The 18,292-nt window shown below is 62.8% G+C and carries 18 protein-coding genes; 8 read left to right on the top strand and 10 right to left on the bottom strand.

Features of this window, described 5'->3' with window-relative positions:
• Positions 1-52 precede the first annotated feature (52 nt).
• Positions 53-721, bottom strand: coding sequence for a glutathione S-transferase family protein (locus tag NKH37_RS26875; protein ID WP_023722744.1), 669 nt, complete (start codon positions 719-721; stop codon positions 53-55).
• Positions 722-750: 29 nt separating this feature from the next.
• On the bottom strand, positions 751-2,193 hold the full coding sequence (locus NKH37_RS26870; RefSeq protein ID WP_023722743.1) for a patatin-like phospholipase family protein: 1,443 nt from the start codon (positions 2,191-2,193) through the stop codon (positions 751-753).
• Between the two features lie 133 nt (positions 2,194-2,326).
• On the opposite strand from NKH37_RS26870, the gene NKH37_RS26865 reads away from it, so the two are divergent.
• Entirely contained in the window at positions 2,327-2,506 is a 180-nt protein-coding gene (locus NKH37_RS26865) for a CsbD family protein (RefSeq protein ID WP_352481754.1), read from the top strand.
• A gap of 60 nt (positions 2,507-2,566) precedes the next feature.
• Here the strand turns inward: NKH37_RS26865 and NKH37_RS26860 are convergent, their stop codons facing one another.
• Positions 2,567-3,703, bottom strand: a complete 1,137-nt coding sequence (locus NKH37_RS26860; protein WP_352481755.1) for a metallophosphoesterase — start codon at positions 3,701-3,703, stop codon at positions 2,567-2,569.
• A 119-nt stretch (positions 3,704-3,822) separates the two neighbouring features.
• Here NKH37_RS26860 and NKH37_RS26855 point away from each other — a divergent pair, with 119 nt between their 5' ends.
• Complete coding sequence (locus NKH37_RS26855) at positions 3,823-4,416, top strand: hypothetical protein (RefSeq protein WP_352481756.1); 594 nt, start codon at positions 3,823-3,825, stop codon at positions 4,414-4,416.
• 60 nt (positions 4,417-4,476) lie between these two features.
• Here NKH37_RS26855 and NKH37_RS26850 read toward each other — a convergent pair whose 3' ends face one another.
• Positions 4,477-5,136: a TetR/AcrR family transcriptional regulator gene (locus tag NKH37_RS26850; protein WP_036245857.1), complete on the bottom strand. Its 660-nt coding sequence runs from the start codon at positions 5,134-5,136 to the stop codon at positions 4,477-4,479.
• A gap of 84 nt (positions 5,137-5,220) precedes the next feature.
• On the opposite strand from NKH37_RS26850, the gene NKH37_RS26845 reads away from it, so the two are divergent.
• On the top strand, positions 5,221-6,018 hold the full coding sequence (locus NKH37_RS26845; protein WP_023722738.1) for an NIPSNAP family protein: 798 nt from the start codon (positions 5,221-5,223) through the stop codon (positions 6,016-6,018).
• A gap of 43 nt (positions 6,019-6,061) precedes the next feature.
• Here the strand turns inward: NKH37_RS26845 and NKH37_RS26840 are convergent, their stop codons facing one another.
• Genes NKH37_RS26840 through choX form a run of 3 tightly spaced genes read right to left on the bottom strand, consistent with a single transcriptional unit; the run spans position 6,062 to position 9,311 of the window.
• Entirely contained in the window at positions 6,062-7,510 is a 1,449-nt protein-coding gene (locus tag NKH37_RS26840) for an amidase (protein ID WP_352481758.1), read from the bottom strand.
• Between the two features lie 8 nt (positions 7,511-7,518).
• Complete coding sequence (locus NKH37_RS26835; protein WP_353005253.1) at positions 7,519-8,379, bottom strand: alpha/beta fold hydrolase; 861 nt, start codon at positions 8,377-8,379, stop codon at positions 7,519-7,521.
• The gene (gene choX, locus NKH37_RS26830; RefSeq protein ID WP_353005252.1) at positions 8,376-9,311 is read right to left on the bottom strand and encodes a choline ABC transporter substrate-binding protein; all 936 of its coding nucleotides are present in this window, start codon (positions 9,309-9,311) and stop codon (positions 8,376-8,378) included. Before choX ends, NKH37_RS26835 begins: the two co-directional genes overlap by 4 nt.
• 122 nt (positions 9,312-9,433) lie before the next feature.
• Between choX and betI the strand changes: the two genes are divergently transcribed.
• From betI to NKH37_RS26805, 5 genes are all read left to right on the top strand, one after another.
• A complete protein-coding gene (gene betI, locus NKH37_RS26825; RefSeq protein WP_352472649.1) occupies positions 9,434-10,036 on the top strand; it encodes a choline-binding transcriptional repressor BetI in 603 nt (200 codons plus the stop codon).
• A 102-nt stretch (positions 10,037-10,138) separates the two neighbouring features.
• Entirely contained in the window at positions 10,139-10,897 is a 759-nt protein-coding gene (locus tag NKH37_RS26820; protein WP_352472648.1) for an SDR family NAD(P)-dependent oxidoreductase, read from the top strand.
• 263 nt (positions 10,898-11,160) lie between these two features.
• Entirely contained in the window at positions 11,161-12,558 is a 1,398-nt protein-coding gene (gene fumC / locus NKH37_RS26815; RefSeq protein WP_353041823.1) for a class II fumarate hydratase, read from the top strand.
• A 158-nt stretch (positions 12,559-12,716) separates the two neighbouring features.
• Entirely contained in the window at positions 12,717-13,151 is a 435-nt protein-coding gene (locus NKH37_RS26810) for a DoxX family protein (protein WP_352501902.1), read from the top strand.
• 140 nt (positions 13,152-13,291) lie between these two features.
• Positions 13,292-13,705 (top strand): DoxX family protein, encoded by a 414-nt coding sequence (locus NKH37_RS26805; protein WP_352588583.1) that lies wholly within the window; start codon positions 13,292-13,294, stop codon positions 13,703-13,705.
• An 18-nt stretch (positions 13,706-13,723) separates the two neighbouring features.
• On the opposite strand, the gene NKH37_RS26800 is transcribed toward NKH37_RS26805, so the two are convergent.
• The 3 genes from NKH37_RS26800 to NKH37_RS26790 form a co-directional block, all read right to left on the bottom strand.
• A complete protein-coding gene (locus NKH37_RS26800; RefSeq protein ID WP_352588586.1) occupies positions 13,724-14,347 on the bottom strand; it encodes a hypothetical protein in 624 nt (207 codons plus the stop codon).
• A 63-nt stretch (positions 14,348-14,410) separates the two neighbouring features.
• Positions 14,411-15,943, bottom strand: a complete 1,533-nt coding sequence (ppx, locus tag NKH37_RS26795) for an exopolyphosphatase (RefSeq protein WP_352588589.1) — start codon at positions 15,941-15,943, stop codon at positions 14,411-14,413.
• Positions 15,943-18,144 (bottom strand): RNA degradosome polyphosphate kinase, encoded by a 2,202-nt coding sequence (locus NKH37_RS26790; protein WP_352481763.1) that lies wholly within the window; start codon positions 18,142-18,144, stop codon positions 15,943-15,945. The genes ppx and NKH37_RS26790 overlap by 1 nt, the downstream gene beginning before the upstream one ends.
• Positions 18,145-18,292: the final 148 nt, after the last annotated feature.

The raw sequence follows: 18,292 nt of genomic DNA, 5'->3' as shown, positions 1-18,292 counted from the left end.
TCAGATAGGCCGCGGGCCGCGAAGTGGAAGACCAGCTCGCCGGTTGCTCGGCTCATTCGTCGGGGCCGGGCTCCGGCCATGGCTCCTTCGCCGCCTCCGCATACCAGTGGCGCATCGCCGGCATCGAAAGCACGGCATCGACATAGGCGCGGGTGTCGGGCGCCAGCGTGCCGCCATAGGTGTCGAAGCGGGTGACGACCGGCGCGTACATGGCGTCGGCCGCGGTGAAATGGCCAAACAGGAACGGCCCGCCTTTGCCGTATTTTTCCCGGCATTGCCGCCACAGATCCTCGATGCGCGCCCGTTGCGCCTCACCTTCGGCGTCGAGCGGCTTGTGGCCTTTTGGCCGGCGCAAATTCATCGGCCAGCCATAGCGGACCTCGCGAAAGCCGGAATGCATCTCTGTCGCCGCCGAGCGGGCGTGCGCGCGAGCGCCGATATCGGCCGGCCAGAGCTTCTTGTCGGGAAACAGGTCGGCAAGATATTCAAGGATGGCAAGGGTTTCCCAGACGATCCGGATCTCGCCATTCGGCAGCCGATGGTTCAGCACCGGCACCTGGCCGGTCGGCGATATCCTGGCCAGATTGGCGGCGGTCTCGGGCGTGCGCAGGCGCACAAAACCTTCCTCGAACGGTATCTCCAGATGCTTCATCGCCAGCCATGGCCTCAGTGACCAGGACGAGAAGCATTTGTTGCCGATGAAGAGCGTGAATTCAGCCAAGATGGTCTCTCCGTGTCGAGCCCAGCGGCTCAGTTTGCTTGTGCCGCGGCCAATTGTGCCCCCGGCGTGACGCCGGCGCGAGCGCGGATGGCGGCGACCGCCTTGGTGATATCCGTATTGACCAGCAGCGCCTCGCGACCGGCCGCGATGGTGAGGTCGACCTGATCGACCGGCAATTTCAGCCGCGTCGGGACAGCGTTCAGCTTGGCCTGTGTCGCCTGGTCGAGGTCGGCAAAGGACAGATATTGGACCACGAGTTCAACATCGCGGCAATCCCAGCCGGCAGTCGAGCCGCGATAGGCAGCCACGGTCGAGGTCGGCAAAGCACAGCGGTAGCGGACCAATTCACCGCGCCATTGCGAGACGGCCAGCTTCAGTGCGTCGGCTTCGTCGCGCACCGCGGCCGCCATGGTGGTGCTCGTCACGGCGTCGAGCAACTCGCTAAGCCGCGGTCCGTGGATAGACTTGGCCCAGCTCACGTCGTTGTCGGCGCCGGCGTCGGCAACGATGAAAAGCAGCGTCCTCAACCGGACAGCGGCGGCCGGCGACAGCGGACCATAGGGGGTGCCGGCGGCGGAGCGCTCCAGGGTAAAGCCGGTGACGCCGAGATTATCGGTCAGACCACCGTCCAGCAATTTCACATAGTCGAGGGGATCGGCGTTTTGATAGGAATCGAGCGCGCTGGCATAGGCCTTGAGCCTGATCGAGGCATTGTGATCGGCCAGTGCCCGGCTCAACCATTGCGGCCTGCGGTAGCCGCAATCCGGGCTGGTGGCGGAAACCACGATCGGCGCGAAGACCACCGGCACGGCAGCGGAAGCCGCGACCGCATCAGCCAACCGCATCTTGTCGAGATCGCTACAAAGCGCCGCGAAAGTGTCGTAGCTGAACAGAAATGGCGTGCGGTTATAGATATCGGACGCGTTGATCCAGATGATGGGCCGGTCCGGCTTGGCGAACGCCTCGAATGTCGCATCGTCGAAGAGATTGTCGTTCAGCCATTTGGCAAAACCGCTGCGGTCATTGACGCCGCCATAGTAGGCGCGGACAAGGTTGAACGGCGACAGCCTTGTTCGAAGGTCGGCCTCAGCATTCTGGATCAGGAACCGTTCGCGAAAGTCGCGGTAGCCGTCCTCGCCCTTGTAGCCGAAATAGGCGGCAGTCACCGCGCCGCCTGATGCACCGGAAATCATCCTGATGTCATCGACCAGCGTGCGCCGCCGCGGCTGCTCGTCGATGACGATGTCGTCCAGCGCCCGCAGAACGCCGTAGGAGAAGGCCGCGGCCCGGGTGCCGCCACCGGAGAAGGCGAGGCCGAGCACAGTCGAGCCGTCGTCGCCCGGATCTGGAATGAAAGCCGGCGACGGCCTGCCGGCTTCGGGCGTAAAGACGTTGATCGGCCCGACATCATCGGCGACGCAGCCTGCCAAAAGCATGGACGTCGCAACGGCACAGGCAAGGCGAAAACGCATCGAAATGCCCCCGGGCAGAGCCTAGCCGCATTACCGCGCCGGGTGCAACCGGTTGTCCGGCGATGCATGGAACCGAAGCGGTGCCTGACCGTTTGCCTCGCAAATAAAACTCCCGAACTCCAGGAGATGCGCGATGGTGAACAAGGATCAGGTGGCAGGCGTCGCCAAGCAAGCCAAGGGCTCGGTCAAGCAGGCCGCCGGCAAGGCCACCGGCAACAGGCGCACCGAGGCCGAAGGCGACGTCGACAAGGCGACCGGCAAGATGCAGAAGGCTTACGGCGACGTGAAGGACAAGGTGAAGAAGGCGCTTTGACACTGGCCCCCTTCGCGAACCAGGAAAAAGGCGGCTCGGCCGCCTTTTTTGCGCCCTCTCTTACCGTAAGAAAGTCAGGCTTTTGCTGTATGCATTGGTGAAGGTGACCTCGCCATGATTTCCGGCGGCTTCGCCCAGCACCACATCCATGCTGTTTCCGGTCACCCGCGCCAAGGCAAAGCCGCCCATGAAGGCGGCCTTCGGTTTGAACAAGTCGAGCCCGTCACGGCGGTAGATCATCGGCGTTGCGTGCTGGTGGCCATGGAAGATGCCGACGACATTGTAGCCTTTCAGCACGGCCAGCAGCGCCTGCCTGTCGACTTCGCTCCACCAATGCGGCGGACCCGTGCCGCTGTCGTCGAAGGTTCTCTCGGCGGCGTCCCATCTTTCGATCGAAAAAGTATCCCAGCCATAATGCTGGAACAGGATGACCGGGCGGCCGTCGCCGGCATAGGTCGCCAGATCCTGCTTCAGCCATGGCAGGCTGTTGGCGGCGCCGTGGCCGGTATCGCCGGCAAAACGGTGCGTCTGGACAAGATGCAGACCGCCCCAATCCCATGAATAGCAGTCGGTCTCGACGTCGTAGTCGGTCGCCGGCGCAGGCGGCTTGAAGAACACGCCGGGGCGGTGGTTGACCTCGACATAGTCGCGCATTTCGCGGCGGTACCAGTCGACATGCGAGCGCGGGCCGTTCTGGTCGAGGTCGTGGTTGCCGAGGCCGACATAGACGGGCATGTGCACACGGTCGGGGCCGACGCCCTGCTGGTAGCGCTGGCTGAACTGAAGCAGCTGCGTGCCCTCGCTGGGCTGGGTGATCTGGCCGCCGCCGTCATCGGTGATGTCGCCGCCGACGACGAGGCCGAGCGGCGTGCCGATGTTGCCCGTCGAGCGCAGGCCGGTGGCAACGCCTTCGATTTCAGCCGGCCATTGTCTGTCACCGACGCCGTTGAGTGCGGCGACGTTGCGCAGCAAGGCAGCGTCGGTCTTGCCCTCCTGCTCGCAATGCGGGCTCAATCCGTTCGCCATTCGGCAGGCATGGACATCAGCGATAAACAGGAAGGTGGCGTCGATCGGCGGGATGCGCTGCCCGGTCTGGCCGAAGGCCGGGCGCGAAACGGCGCCGGCCGCGGCAACGGCCGCTGCCTGCATCAGGAAGCTGCGCCGAGAAACCGGTAGGGCGGGAATGCGATGCATCATGCGCTAAAATTCAGCACGACGCGGATCGGCAGTCCAGTTGCTCGCAAAGTATGTCGACACGTTCTCCCAGGTCTGGCATTGCTTTCGGCATTCAACTTGCGCGGGCAGAGGAGGACGGCATGAAAACTGCATCCATCGGCATGACAATGGCCATTCTGGCGGTGACGAGCGCAGCGCATGGCGCCGAGTGCATCGACGTCAAATCGGCCAAGGCCGGCTTCATTCTCGAAAGGCCTGGCATCCACAGCGAATTTCGACGGGCAGCGGGCGGAATGGTGGCCGTTGCCAACAAATACCAGTCGCAATCGCCGCAGTCGCAGTACCTGTTCGGCGGACTGATCGAGGTGTTTCGCGACAGCAGCACGGGGCAGCTGGCGATGATCCCGTTTTCCGATCTCAGGAAGGTGTTCCCGCTGAAGGCGGGGGCTAAGAACAAGATCGTGTTTGCCCGCCTCGCACCGAACAAGCCGCCGAAGGGCACCGAGACGCTGGAGATCAACGTCAAGGGCAAGGAGACGTTCAGCCTGGGTGAATGCAAATACTCCGTGCTCGCGGTCAAGCAGACGATCAGGAGCGAGGCCGGCGAGACGCGGGACGAGTTTACCGCGCTTTACGCACCCGACTTGCAGGCAGTTGTGGCCAGGCGCTATGACGAGGGCACCAGCGCCGAAAGCGTGGTCGGCTACGAGCTGATCAAGCCGCTGCCGAATTAAGAGCTCGGCCTCCCCACCTCGGTCATAGTGAGCGACGGCGGCGCCTCTGTCCTGCCGGCGTCAAGGGGCTTTGTGGAGTATCCTGCGACGTCGCCTCGTGACTCCCTGTTCCAAGGCCATCAGGCAGTCGCGCAGCACTCTTGTGTCCTGTGCGGTCTTGGCCATCGACATGGCGCCGGAATAGGTGGCGACGGCGAGCGCTGCGAAGCGCTGCGGATCGGTGCCCTGCTCCCGGCCCGCCTGCTGGTCGGCCCTGATCTTGTCGGCAATCGCCTGACGCCAGGCCGAAAAAATGTCGGCAAGGGCAATGCGGAAATCCGGATCGGCAAGCGACAGTTCGTGCGCCAGATTGTTGAGCGGGCAGCCGCGCACGAATCCCTGCTGCTCCAGCTCCGCCGCGACGGCCGCGAACACGGCGCGCACGCCCTCCCGCGCCGAGCCGGCCCTCCGCACTGGCGCGATCCAGGTCTCCTCGACGGCGGCGGCGACCCGCTCTTCGATGACTGCTAGCGCCAGCGCCTTCTTGGTCGCGAAATGGTGGTGCAGCGCGCCGCCGGTGACGCCCGCCGTCGCCATCAGGTCGCCCATGCTGGAGGCGTGATAGCCGCGTGCCTGAAACGCCTCTTCGGCGACATCGAGCACCTTTTTGCGCATGCCTTCGGGGTCATTGGTGCGTTTTTTAGCCCGCGCCTTTGGGCGGGCTGTGGTCTCTGCTGACATTTCCACACGATAGCAGATTGACAAAACAGGACAACCGGTCTGTTTTGTAAAACAGGATGACTGTCCTGTTTTTGAGATCGAGCGATGAACCTGCCTTTGAATGCCGCGCCTAAATCCGATCTGCTCGCCTCGCCCGTCGTCGAACTTCGGCAATACACGCTGAAACCTGGCCGACGCGAGACGCTGATCGGCATCTTCGACAATCATTTGATCGAGGGCCAGGAAACCGCGGGGATGACCATCATCGGCCAGTTCCGCGACCTCGACCGGCCAGATATGTTCGTCTGGTTGCGCGGCTTCGACGGCATGATCGCGCGGAAGCATGCGCTGGCCGCCTTCTATGACGGGCCGGTGTGGGCGGCCTGGCGCAACGCCGCCAACGCCACGATGATCGATTCCGACGACGTGCTGCTGCTGAAACCGGCTTGGCCGGGCGCCGGCTTCGACCTCTCGGGATCGCAACGAGTACCCCAGACGGATCTCGAAGAACCAAGCACAAGCAGTGCTTTACAGGCAATTGTTGTCATCAGGATTCATCATTTGCGACCGGGCCTCGAAGCCGGCTTCGCCAGGGATTTCCAGACCGAGGCTCTTCCGGTTCTTGCCGCACTTGGCGGACAACCGCTCGCCGCCTTCGTCACCGAGCATGCCGAAAACAGCTTTCCGCGGCTGCCGGTGCGGGCCAGCGAAAACGTCTTCATCAGCGTCACGGGTTTCGACAGCGCCGAGGCGCATACCCGCCACGAGGCGGCCTTGGCCGCCTCCCCAGACTGGCAGGCGCTTCAGCAGACCGTACAACGGGAATTCGCCAGGCCCGCGGAGGTTTTGCGTCTGTTACCGACGGCGCGATCGCTGCTCGGGCAGCACCCAATTTCGGTATGAACCAACATCGTCGACGCCTCCTACGTCGCCGGAGCCTCCTGGTTCATGCCTGAAAGTGTCTGGCATGGATCGCCTGGTAACGCGCCGTCCATGCGGTTGCCTGCTCCAGGTCAAGGGAAACGCGCAGCAGACGGTGATCCTCGTTCTTGCGGCCAATGAGCTGGATGCCAATCGGCAGGCCGCCTTTCGACTGGAACAGCGGCAGGCTGGCGGCCGGTTGGCCGGTGACGTTGAAGATTTCCGTGAAAGGCGCAAAGCCGTAAGCCCGGCTCGCCCAAGCCTCGTAATCAAAGAGAGCACCATCGCCATGGATGGCGCCAAGCCGGGGCGGCAGGCCGGCCGTGGTCGGCGTCATGATCAGGTCGAACGCATCGAACGCCCTCGCCATCGCCAGCGAAGCGCTGTGCACATGGTCCTGCGCCCTGAGATAGTCGGCGGCCGAGGACCGTCGAAAACAGTCGAGCGCGTGACGACTGAGGCTTTCGATTTCGCCGGCCCCCGGCATCCGCCCGATCTCGTCGGCGCGCTCGTCAACCAGCCGCGCGACCTCCGACATCCAGAAGATGCTCCAGTCCGCTTCGGCGCTGCCTTCCCGCGGGAAACGCGCCTGTGTGACCTCGTGCCCCATATCCTCGAGGAGGACCATGGCTTGACGTAATTTTTCCTCGATCTCGGGCGCGACCGGCGCGCCATCCGGCCGGTGCGCCAGGCACGCGACGCGCAGATGCTCGCCGGGCGAAGACAGCCAGTCCAGGTAGGACGGCACCGATTTTGACACGGAGTAAGGCGCTCCTTGTTCTGGACCGGCAGTTATGTCCAGCATGGCGGCGCTGTCGCGAACGGTGCGGGACAGGACGTTGTCGGCGTAGAGCCCGGCGCCGACCTGACCTCGACAGGGGCCGACAGGCGTGAGTCCGCGCGACGGCTTCATGCCGAACACGCCGCAACAGGCAGCCGGCACCCGGATCGAGCCGCCGATATCGGAACCGTGGGCGACCGCCACCATGCCGCTTGCCACCGCGGCAGCAGCTCCACCGCTTGAGCCGCCCGCCGTCAGCGAAAGATCCCAAGGGTTCAAGGTGGGGCCGCGAAAGCTGGGTTCGGTGACGAAGTCATTGGCGAATTCAGGCGTGTTTGTCTTGCCCAGCAAGATCAGACCGGCGGCCCGCCAGCGCCGGACGATCTCGCTGTCGGGTTTCGGCGCGGCATCCTTGAAGTAGAGCGACGAGTGCGTCGTCGGCCACTCCCGCACATTCACGCCGGTGTCCTTGACCAGGAAAGGAATGCCGGCGAGTGCGGCGTGCCGGTTGCAGCTTGCCGCCGCGGAAAGCGCCCGGTCCGCATCGATCAGTGTCACGGCATTGATGGCGGGATTGATGCTTTGGATTGCTTCGATAGCCGCCTCGACGACCTCGACAACGGACAGTTCGCCCGAACGAACGTGCCCGGCCAGGGCGACGGCATCCAACGCCACATATTCGGAAAGGTTCATGACTGCTCTCAGCCCGGACTGCCGGTCGCGTCGGCCGTCGACTGGGATCCAGCTTTACTCCGGACCTTGAAATATCGGGCGATGGCTGCCGCGACCAATGCCGGATCCTCCCAGTGCGGGTTATGCCCGCACCGCGCCGCGCCCACGAACTCCGCGGCAGGGATTTCTTCGAGGAGCCGCTGTTGGTGCGTTTCGTCGAAGAGCAGGTCGCGCCCGCCAGCAATGACAAGCGCCGGCAGGCGCAGCGTACGCGCCTTGTCGGTAAGATCGACGCGCCGAACCTGCTCCAGGATTGCTCGCCAAAGTGCCGCCGGCATGGCTGACGCCTCCTTTGCAACCATGGTCAGGAAGTCCGCTGGAACCTCGGCCTCGCAGGCATGCCAATAGTCATAGAACGGATCGGCCGGCGATATCGGGTCTCGAAGTGCCCGCACACCAATGGTCATCGGGTGATCCTCACCGATCTGCGGCCGCACCGTTCCGGCCATCAGCACCAGGCCGCCAATCATCTCGGGATAGCGCGCTGCTGCCTCGATCGTCACCATACTGCCCAAGGAATGCCCGACCAGAACCGGCCGCTCGAGGCGCAACCGCTCGATCAAACTCACCACATCTTCCGCGAAATCCGCTGACGCGAAGCCGCGTGTCCCGGCCGGCGAGGCGCCATGCCCGCGCAGGTCTGGGATGATAAGCCGGCGCCCGGCGAGATGCGGCGCCAGCAAGGAGAAGCTGCGGCTCGTGTCGGAGAAGCCGTGCACCAGCACCAGCGCGGGCTCCTGCCCGGCGATTTCGACGCAGGCCGTTTCAGTGCAGCCGGCACCGACCTTGCGCTTGCGGCCGTTCCAGCCAGCCTGATCGACCGATATCAAAGGCCGAGCTGCTGCTTGACCGCGTCGAGCGCGGGCTTGCCATCGAATGTGGTGACACCGGCAAGCCAGGCGCCGAGCCTATCCGGATTCCCTTTGAGGGCCTTCAGGCCGGCTTCCTCCGGCTTCATACCGTCATTGATGAGATAGCCCATGCCGAGATTTTCGAAATCGATATCGAAGGCGAGGTTCTTCAGCAACTGCCCGACATTCGGGCATTGCTGCAGATAGCCCTTGCGCACCTGCGTCGTCACCGTCGCGGCGCCGAAGTTCGGGCCGTAGAACTTGTCGCCGCCGCTCAGATATTTGAAGTCGTACATCGTGTTCATTGGATGCGGCGCCCAGCCCTGGAAGACGATGAAGCGCTTTTCCTTGATCTCGTAGCCGACCTCGGAAAGCATGCCGGCTTCACTCGATTCGACGACCTGCCAGCCATCGAGGCCGAGCGACTTATCGGCGATGGCGTCCATCATCAGCTGGTTCGAGCCCGGCTCGATGCCGTACATCTTCCTGCCGAATTTGTCGGCGAACTTTTGCAGGTCGGCAAAATCCTTGACGCCGGCCTCCCACACGTAAGTCGGCACGGCAAAGGTGTATTTGGCGCCGACGAGATTGACGCGCACATCGTCTACCGAGCCGTCCTTCTTATAGGGCTCATAGTAGGTGATCATCGCCGGATCCCAATAGCCAAGGAACACGTCCAAATCATTGTTCTTCAAGGATTCATAGATGACGTTGATGCCCAGAAGCGAGCTTGCCGGCTTGTAGCCGAGCGCATCGAGCAAGACGCTGGTGACACCGGTGGTGAAGGCAAGGTCGTTCCATCCAGGCTCGGCCATGCGCACGACCTTGCATTGCTCAGGTTCAGCCGCAAAGGCCGGCCGGATCGCCAGCAGGACGCAGAGCGAGGCGCCTATTCCAAGGCTACGAAGCATTTCGGTTCTCCTCATTTCACCAACGACGTTGACCATTCGGTTTTTAAATTGTCCCAACGGTCAATCATTGATCTCGGCGGACAAAAATGTCAACGTCGGTTTTCGATGCAGGATCCCGGCCCGTGAAACTCAAGCGTCTCAGCGACATACGCCGCAAGGAGCTGCGGCAAGCCGCCTTTGCCGTGCTTCAGCGCGAAGGCATAGCTGGCGCGACCATAGAAAAAGTGGCGGCACAGGCCGGCGCGTCGAAGGGCATCGTGCTGCACTATTTCAACAGCAAGCGGGAGTTGTTCGAGCATGCCATGCGCGAATCGAACCTGGTGCTGCGGCATGCGGTGGTCGAGCGGCTGAGACAGGCGCGCACGCCAATGCAACGGATAGAGGCCATCATCGAAGGCAATTTCGAGCCGCATCTCTTCCAGCCGTCCCTCTGCCACGCCTGGCTTTCGCTTTGCGCGGAGGTGCCGCGCGACGAAAGGCTTGCCCGCATCCAGAAGGTGATCCATGCGCGCATGCGCTCCAACCTGCTGTCTGGCCTGCGCGGTCTGGCGCCGGCACGCGATGCTGACGAGATCGCTTTCGGCGTCACCGCCCTGATCGACGGGCTGTGGTTGCGGCTTGGCCTGCAGCCAGGCAGCGTCACGCGTGAACAGGCCATTCATCAGGTCAAGGATTTCGTCGCTACGCGGCTGGCTGTTCGGCGCGGTGCAGCCGCTGCCGAATAGCTAGGCGCATCAGCCGAAAGTTCATATTGTAGGATAGGCCGGCGGCTTGACCACAATTGGCAACGGCGCTGTTCTCCAGACGGCAATGCGCGGGAGTGTTGGATGAGACTAGGCGGCAAACGGGCACTGGTCACCGGCGGCTCGGACGGGATCGGGCTGGCAATCGCCGAGGCTTTCTTGCGCGAAGGCGCGGACGTGCTGATCGTCGGCCGCGACGGCAAAAAACTCGACGCCGCCCGCAAGCAGCTCGGGGATAATGTCGACACGCTGTCGGCCGACCTGTCGGCCAGCGCCGGCATCGATGCCGTGGTCGAGCATGCCAGGCGCGGCCCACCTGTCGATATCCTCGTCAACAATGCCGGCGTAGCGTTCCTTGTGCCGTTCGAGACCGTCAGCGAGGACCAGTTCCAGCAGTCATTCGCGCTCAACGTCACGGCGGTATTCTTTCTCACCCAACGGCTGTTGCCGCATCTCGCGCCGGGTGCGGCTTCGGTGATCAACATCTCGTCCTATTTCGCGCACAAGATGATCCCGAAGCGGCCGTCCAGCCTCTATTCGCTGTCGAAGGGCGCGCTCAATTCGCTGACCAAGTCGCTCGCCTTCGAGCTCGGGCCGCGCGGCATAAGGGTCAACGCGATCGCGCCCGGCACGGTCGACACAGCGATGCGGCGCAGGTCGATCGAAAACCTGCCTGAGGCCGCGCAAGCCGAGCTCAAGGCCTATGTCGAGCGCAGCTATCCGCTCGGCCGCATCGGCCGGACCAGCGACCTTGCCGGCATCGCGGTCTATCTCGCCAGCGACGAAGCGGCATGGACCAGCGGCGGAATCTTCGCCGTGGATGGAGGATACACGGCGGGGTAAGGTTGCGATCTCCCCCCTCGAGGGGGAGATGGCCGGCAGGCCAGAGGGGGTCGTCTCGCGTGGAACACCAGCCTGTTCCGTCCGCTATGGGAGTTGCGTCAAGACCTACCGCCCCCCTCTGTCGCCTTCGGCGACATCTCCCCCTCAAGTGGGGAGATTGCCAGCACCTTCAACCGATTTGCATTCCCGTCACCCGCAATCTCCGCTTGAAGGCATTTGTGCAACGCGATACGCCGATTGCAAATTGCAAACCGGAGAGACACGTGAGCGCGCCAGAGACCAGAACCGAAACCGACACGTTCGGTCCCATCGAGGTCGCCGCCGACCGCTATTGGGGCGCGCAGGCGCAGCGTTCGCTGGCCAATTTCAAGATCGGCTGGGAGAAACAACCTGCCTCGATCGTGCGGGCGCTGGGCATCGTCAAGCGGGCGGCAGCGGAGGCCAATATGGAGCTGAAGCGGCTCGATCCGGCAATCGGCAAGGCCATTATCGAGGCCTCCCAGGAGGTCATCGACGGCAAGCTCAACGAGCATTTCCCGCTGGTCGTCTGGCAGACCGGTTCGGGCACGCAGTCCAACATGAACGCCAATGAGGTGATCTCCAACCGGGCAATCGAGCTTCTGGGCGGTGTCATGGGATCAAAGAAGCCGGTGCATCCCAACGACCACGTCAATATGAGCCAGTCGTCGAACGACACCTATCCGACGGCAATGCACATCGCCTGCGCCGAGCGCATCATTCACGACCTGCTGCCGGCGCTAAGACATTTGCATGCGGCACTCGACGCCAAGACCAAGGCTTTCGCCCATATTGTCAAGATCGGCCGCACCCATACACAGGACGCGACGCCGCTGACGCTCGGCCAGGAATTCTCAGGCTATGCGGCGCAGGTCGCCTCCTCGATCAAGCGCATCGAGATGACGCTGCCCGGCCTGCAGGAATTGGCACAGGGCGGCACCGCGGTCGGCACCGGCCTCAATGCACCGGTCGGCTTTGCCGAAAAGGTGGCGGCGCGCATCGCCGCAATCACCGGCATCGATTTCGTCACCGCGCCGAACAAGTTCGAGGCGCTTGCCGCCCATGATTCCATGATCTTCTCGCACGGCGCCATCAATGCCTGCGCGGCGGCGCTGTTCAAGATCGCCAACGACATCCGTCTGCTCGGTTCCGGCCCGCGTTCGGGCCTCGGTGAATTGTCGCTGCCGGAAAACGAACCGGGCTCGTCGATCATGCCGGGCAAGGTCAACCCGACCCAGTGCGAAGCGATGACGCAGGTTTGCGTGCAGGTCTTCGGCAACAATGCGGCGATCAGCTTCGCCGGCAGCCAGGGCCATTTCGAACTCAACGTCTACAATCCGCTGATGGCCTATTGTTTCCTGCAGTCGGTGCAGCTGCTGGCCGACGCTTCGGTGTCGTTCACCGACAATTGCGTCGTCGGCATCGAGGCCCGCGAAGACAACATCAAGGCAGCGCTCGACCGTTCGCTGATGCTGGTGACGGCGCTGGCGCCGACGATCGGCTATGACAACGCCGCCAAGATCGCCAAGGCGGCGCACAAGAACGGCACCACGCTGCGCCAGGAAGCGCTGGCCACCGGGCTGGTCAGCGAAGCCGATTATGAGCGGCTGGTGCGGCCGGAGGACATGACGCATCCAGGCTAGGGCGTTGATATCCTGGATCTCAACACCCATGTTGATCGCGAAAACGTTACCTTGGTGAACAATCCGTAACCAATCTGGCATCTTTGGTGAACAGTCGGCCTGCGCTAACTAGACGGGTATCCCAAGCCGTTTGGCCAAACCCTTCTGGAGAGTTACGCATGTCCACCAACACGTCCGCCAATACTTCGTTTGCCGGTTCCGGCACCGCCGCCGGCGCCTCGGGCACGATCCTGCTCGGCCGCATCCTGCTTTCGGTCATCTTCCTGCTTTCGGGTTTCGGCAAGCTGACGGCGATTGCCGGCACCGCCGGCTATTTCGGCAGCCTTGGCCTGCCGCTGCCGATGGTGACCGCCATTGTCGTCGGCCTTATCGAACTGCTTGGCGGCCTGGCCATCCTCGTCGGCTTCCAGACCCGGATCGTCGGCTGGGTAATGGCGATTTTCACCGTCGCCACCGCGCTGGTCGCCCACACCGGCTGGGCCGATCAGATGCAGATGATCAATTTCATGAAGAACCTCGGCATTGCCGGCGGCTTCCTCGTGCTCGCCTCCTCGGGCCCAGGCGCGTATTCGATCGACGCCAAGCGCGGCTGAAGCAGTCCAGCATTTCCTGAACAAAAGGGGCGCGGAATTTTCCGCGCCCCTTTTTCGTTGTCGTTTGTGCCTGTCGGTCCGCTGACCGGAATTCTGCTAGGATCGGGCTCTTGGCCACCCGGCCGACAACGGAGGTTACCATGCCCCGCAATGCGCTGCTTTTGCTTTCCCGACTGCTGTTCGCCGCACTGTTCGTGCCGTCCGGCTTCCACGCGCTGACCGACATTGCCGGCACGACCGGCTATTTCGCCGGCCTTGGCCTGCCGCTGCCGACGCTGGCTGCCTGGGGCACCGGGCTGTTCGAACTGATCGCCGGGCTGCTCATCCTCGTCGGCTTCAAGACGCCGATCGTGGCGCTGCTGCTCGCCGCCTTTTGCGTCGCGACAGCGTTCATCGGCCACTATGGCCAGGGCGGCGGCGATCCGACGCTGACCTTCATGCATTCGCAGATGCTGATGAAGGACATCGCGATATCAGGCGGTTTTCTGGCGCTGGCGATGGCTGGCGCGGGTGCATGGTCGGCCGACGGCCGGATGGCTGCAGGGACTGGCTAAGCTGCCGCCCGGCTCGGCTCATTTGCTGTCGAGAAAGACGAACTCCGCAAGCCTGGTTATGTTTATGGGCTGAGAGAGGAAGCCCCCATGCCCCATTCGGCCGACGCTGATGGTCAGGCAAACCTGTCTGCTTTGTACCGCGATCGGCAACCATTCATATCCATATTGATCTGCCCCCTTGGGGGAGTAGCTCCGAAGATTGCTGTCAATCGCGACATACAGGTAGTTGCGCAGTTGGATCAGGCTTGCCCTCTTAACGTATGGCAACAGGTCGATTCGGCCCGCGACAGGCTCAAGAAAGTTGCCGAGGGGCTGATGAACGGACACGGTTCGATCGACAGCGCCAGGACAGAGATTAACGTCCGCATAAAACGTGTTCATCGAAATCGATCTTTGAAATTTGATCATTTCGTCGCTTATTCTAAATACAAAATAGTTTATCTTTTGCCCGCTTTTAGGTTTTAGAAAACCTGTGAGCAAATTGAACAGTGTTTTTCCGTCTGCGGCTTTTGGATAACTCTTGTCAAACTCAAACGCGCCTTTTGCAGCAACGGAAACCTTGGAAACCGTCTGAGCTCTGGCCGCGTCGAAAATCAACAATGGCAGGATGGAAAGCAGCAGCAGGATTTGACTGGATTTCACGATCTTCTCCCAAGCGTGGAGCTCGCAGCGAATTGCCACATGCAATTGGCGTCGTGCCTGAAACTACTTCACTGAAACGCTAGGCCCGCCCTCGACCGCCAGCACCAGCCGACGGTTGGTGACCCTTGCCAGTTGTGCCAGCCGGCCGGCGGGCCGCTCGCCGTAAAGATCGGCCAGCGCTGCCGGCAGCACCAGCGCCAGCACGCCATTGCCGCGGTTTTCCCATTTCAGTCGCGACATGACGCCGGGCATTGCCGCCGTCAGGAGATAGACGACGCGCAGCAGCGCCGCCAGCACGCGGGCCCGTTCGAGATAGCGCGGTGTCGCCAGTCCGCGGATTTCCGGAGCGGCTTCATTGAACACGCCCTCGTGGCGAAACAGGCTGACAAGCGCCAGGAAGGCGCGGCCGGGATGATCGACGCCGATGAAGGAGGCGTGGGCGATGATGTTGAGCGATTGCTTGCCGCGATATTCGGGATGGGCACGCCAGCCGATATCGGCGAGCAGGCAGGCGGCGTGGCGGTAGCGCGCCTCATCCCTGGTCTCGTCGATGCCGAAGGCGGCGAACGCCTTGCCGGTCCACTCGACAAGCTCATGCGCGTGGTCGACCGAGCGCGAGCGCAGGCGGGCAAGCTCTTCCGCCGCCGAGATCAGCGGATCGGCTTTCTGCTCGGCCTTGTCGAGCAGCGAATAGAGAAAGCCCTCGCGCACGCCCAGCGCCGACACGATGATCTTCGACGGCTGCATCGCCGCCATGATCTCCTGCAGCACGATGGCGCCATAGGGCAGCAGCGAGCGGCGGTTCTTGGAGATGCCCTCGATGCCTTTGATCTTGTCGATCTCGGCCTTAGCAACCTGCCGGAGGAAGTTCGCGGCGCTTTCGATGCCGATCTCGTAATGGTGCATGACGCCTAGCGGGTAGTTGGTCATTTCCATGTGTAGCCGGGCGAGATTTCGCCAGGTGCCGCCGACCGTGTAGAAGGCCCTGCCCTGTCCGCCCTTCAGCAATTTCGCCCGCGCCAGTTGCTCGCGCGTGATCTTTGCCGCCTGGGTCAGCGAGTTCTTCGCCATGTCCTGCAGGCGCAAGCCGCCCAACGGCAGGGTGATGCCGTCACCGATCGCCTCGCCGTCGATATCGATCAGTTCGAGGCTGCCGCCGCCAAGATCGCCGGCGATGCCGTTGGCCGGGTGGAAACCGGAGATGACGCCGAGCGCCGAATAATGGGCTTCCTCGCGGCCGCTCAGCACCTGGATCTCGGTCTTGAGTACATCCTCGGCGCGGTGGATGAAGTCGGGGCCGTTGACCGCCTCACGGGCGGCGGCGGTCGCCAACACATACATGCGCTCGGCGCCGGCCTGGTCGGAGAGCGCGCGGAAACGGCGGAACTCTTCCATCGAGCGCGTCACCGCCTCGGGATCGAGCTTTCCGGTCGAAACGATGCCGCGGCCGAGGCCGGCGAGCATCTTTTCGTTGAACAGCAAGGTCGGCGAGCGCGCCAGCCCTTCATAGATGACAAGACGGATCGAGTTCGACCCGATATCGATGATGGACAGCGGTCGGCGGTCCTGAAGCCGGCCCTGGGACGCTGAAATCATCAGCCCGTCGCTGCGTTCTGTTTCTTGCGGCGCTTGAACTGCGCGATGCGCTTGGGCGCATGCGACTTCAACGCATCGCCCCGTCCGGACAGGCTCGGATTGGTCATGAAATATTCCTGCGCGTTGAACGGTTCCTCGCCCTCCTCCAGCACAACGCGCCGGGAGGTTCCGTCAGCCAATACGTCGAAACTTTGCTGGTTGTCCATGATGTTGCCGAGCATGATCTGGCCGAGCACCTGTTCATGCACAGTTGGATTGGTGATCGGCACCATGGTCTCGACCCGGCGGTCGAGATTGCGCGGCATCAAATCGGCCGAGGAGATGTAGACGATCGCCCCGTCCGAGGGCAGGCCGTGGCCGTTGCCGAAGCAATAGATGCGGCTGTGCTCGAGGAAGCGGCCGACGATCGACTTCACCCTTATGTTCTCCGACAGGCCCGGCACCTGCGGTCTCAGGCAGCAGATGCCGCGCACGACGAGATCGATCTCGACGCCGGCGCGGCTGGCATCGTAGAGCGCATCGATGATGATCGGATCGACCAGCGCATTCATCTTCATCCAGATGCGAGCCGGCCTGCCATCCAGCGCGTGGCCGATCTCGTCCGAAATATGCTTGAGGATGCGGTTGCGCAGCGTGAACGGCGATATGGCCAGCCGCATCTGCTCGGCCGGCTCGGCATAGCCGGTGATGAAATTGAACAATTGCGCGACATCGCGCGCGATCGTCGGATCGGTGGTGAAGAAGGACAGGTCGGTGTAGATGCGCGCGGTGACCGGGTGGTAATTGCCGGTGCCGAGATGCACGTAATTGCGTAGCCTGCCATCCTCGCGCCGCACCACCAGCGACATTTTCGCGTGGGTCTTCAGCTCGAGAAAGCCGAAGACGACCTGGACTCCGGCGCGCTCGAGGTCGCGCGCCCAGCGGATGTTGGCCTCCTCGTCGAAGCGCGCCTTGAGCTCGACCAGCGCCGTCACCGACTTGCCGGCCTCGGCGGCGTCGACCAAAGCCCGCACGATCGGGCTGTCGTTGGAGGTGCGGTAGAGCGTCTGCTTGATCGCCACCACTTCCTGATCGGCCATCGCCTGGCGCAGGAACTGCACCACCACGTCGAAGGATTCGTAGGGGTGGTGGACGATGATGTCCTTCTCGCGGATGGCGGCAAAGCAATCGCCACCATGCTCGCGGATGCGCTCCGGGAAGCGCGGATTGTAGGGCGTGAACTTCAGATCGTCGCGAGCGACGGCGACGATCTCCGAGATCTGGCTAAGCGCCAGCGGCCCGGTAAGCACGCTGATGCGGCTGGCCGAGACGCCAAGCTCGCCGGCGACGAAGTCGCGCAATTCGGACGGCATCAGCCTGTCGAACTCGATCCGGATGACCGAGCCGCGGCGGCGACGCTTCAGCGCCGTCTCGAACAGCCGCACCAGATCTTCGGATTCTTCCTCGACCTCGATATCGCTGTCGCGGATGATGCGGAACGTGCCGGAGCCCTTGACCTCATAGCCGGGGAACAGCTTGCCGATGTAGAGACTGACCGCCTCTTCGAGCGGAACGAAGCGGACGTGATGCTTGCGATCCGGCAAGCGGATGAAGCGCCTCAGCGCTACCGGCAGGCGCAAAAGCGCGCTCATTTCCTCGCCGTTCTTGCGGTGGCGCAATTGCAGCGCCATCGAGAAACCGAGATTGGGAATGAACGGAAACGGATGCGCTGGGTCGATCGACAGCGGCGTCAGGACCGGAAACACCTGCTCCTGGAAATGGTCCTCGAGCCAGGTCTTCTCGTCCTTGGTCAGCGCATCGCGGGTGATGCTCTCGATGCCTTCCTTGTTGAGCTGCAGCATCAGCGCCGAAAGGCTGTTCTGCTGGTCCTCCTGCAGGCGCTCGACCTCGCGCAGCAATTGTTCGAGCTGCTGCTCGGGGGTGCGCCCGTCCGGGCTCTTCAGCACGATACCCTCGCGCACCTGGCCGGCAAGACCGGCGACGCGGACCATGAAGAACTCGTCGAGATTGGCCGCCGATATCGACAGGAAGCGAACGCGCTCGAGCAGCGGATGATTGGCGTTCAGCGATTCCTCGAGCACGCGCCGGTTGAATTGCAGCCAGGAAAACTCGCGGTTGACGAAGCGGTCAGGATTGCCGCCTTCGCGGCTCGCGGCCTCGATGGTGATGAATTCGCTTTGCACCGGCTTCAGTTCGTTCATGGTTCCTGCTCTTCCTACACCAGCCGTCGGCGCCAGCCTTAACCGGCTTAACTTATCCTCTGACAGGCTTTTGCGACAGTTTCATTTCATCGATCTTGCAAAGAGACGGGTTATGATCCAGATCCAATCGACAAGATCAGGAGACGAC

The organism is Mesorhizobium sp. M1217, assembly GCF_040318275.1.
Taxonomy (GTDB): domain Bacteria; phylum Pseudomonadota; class Alphaproteobacteria; order Rhizobiales; family Rhizobiaceae; genus Mesorhizobium.
This window is presented reverse-complemented; position numbering and strand designations above follow the sequence as displayed.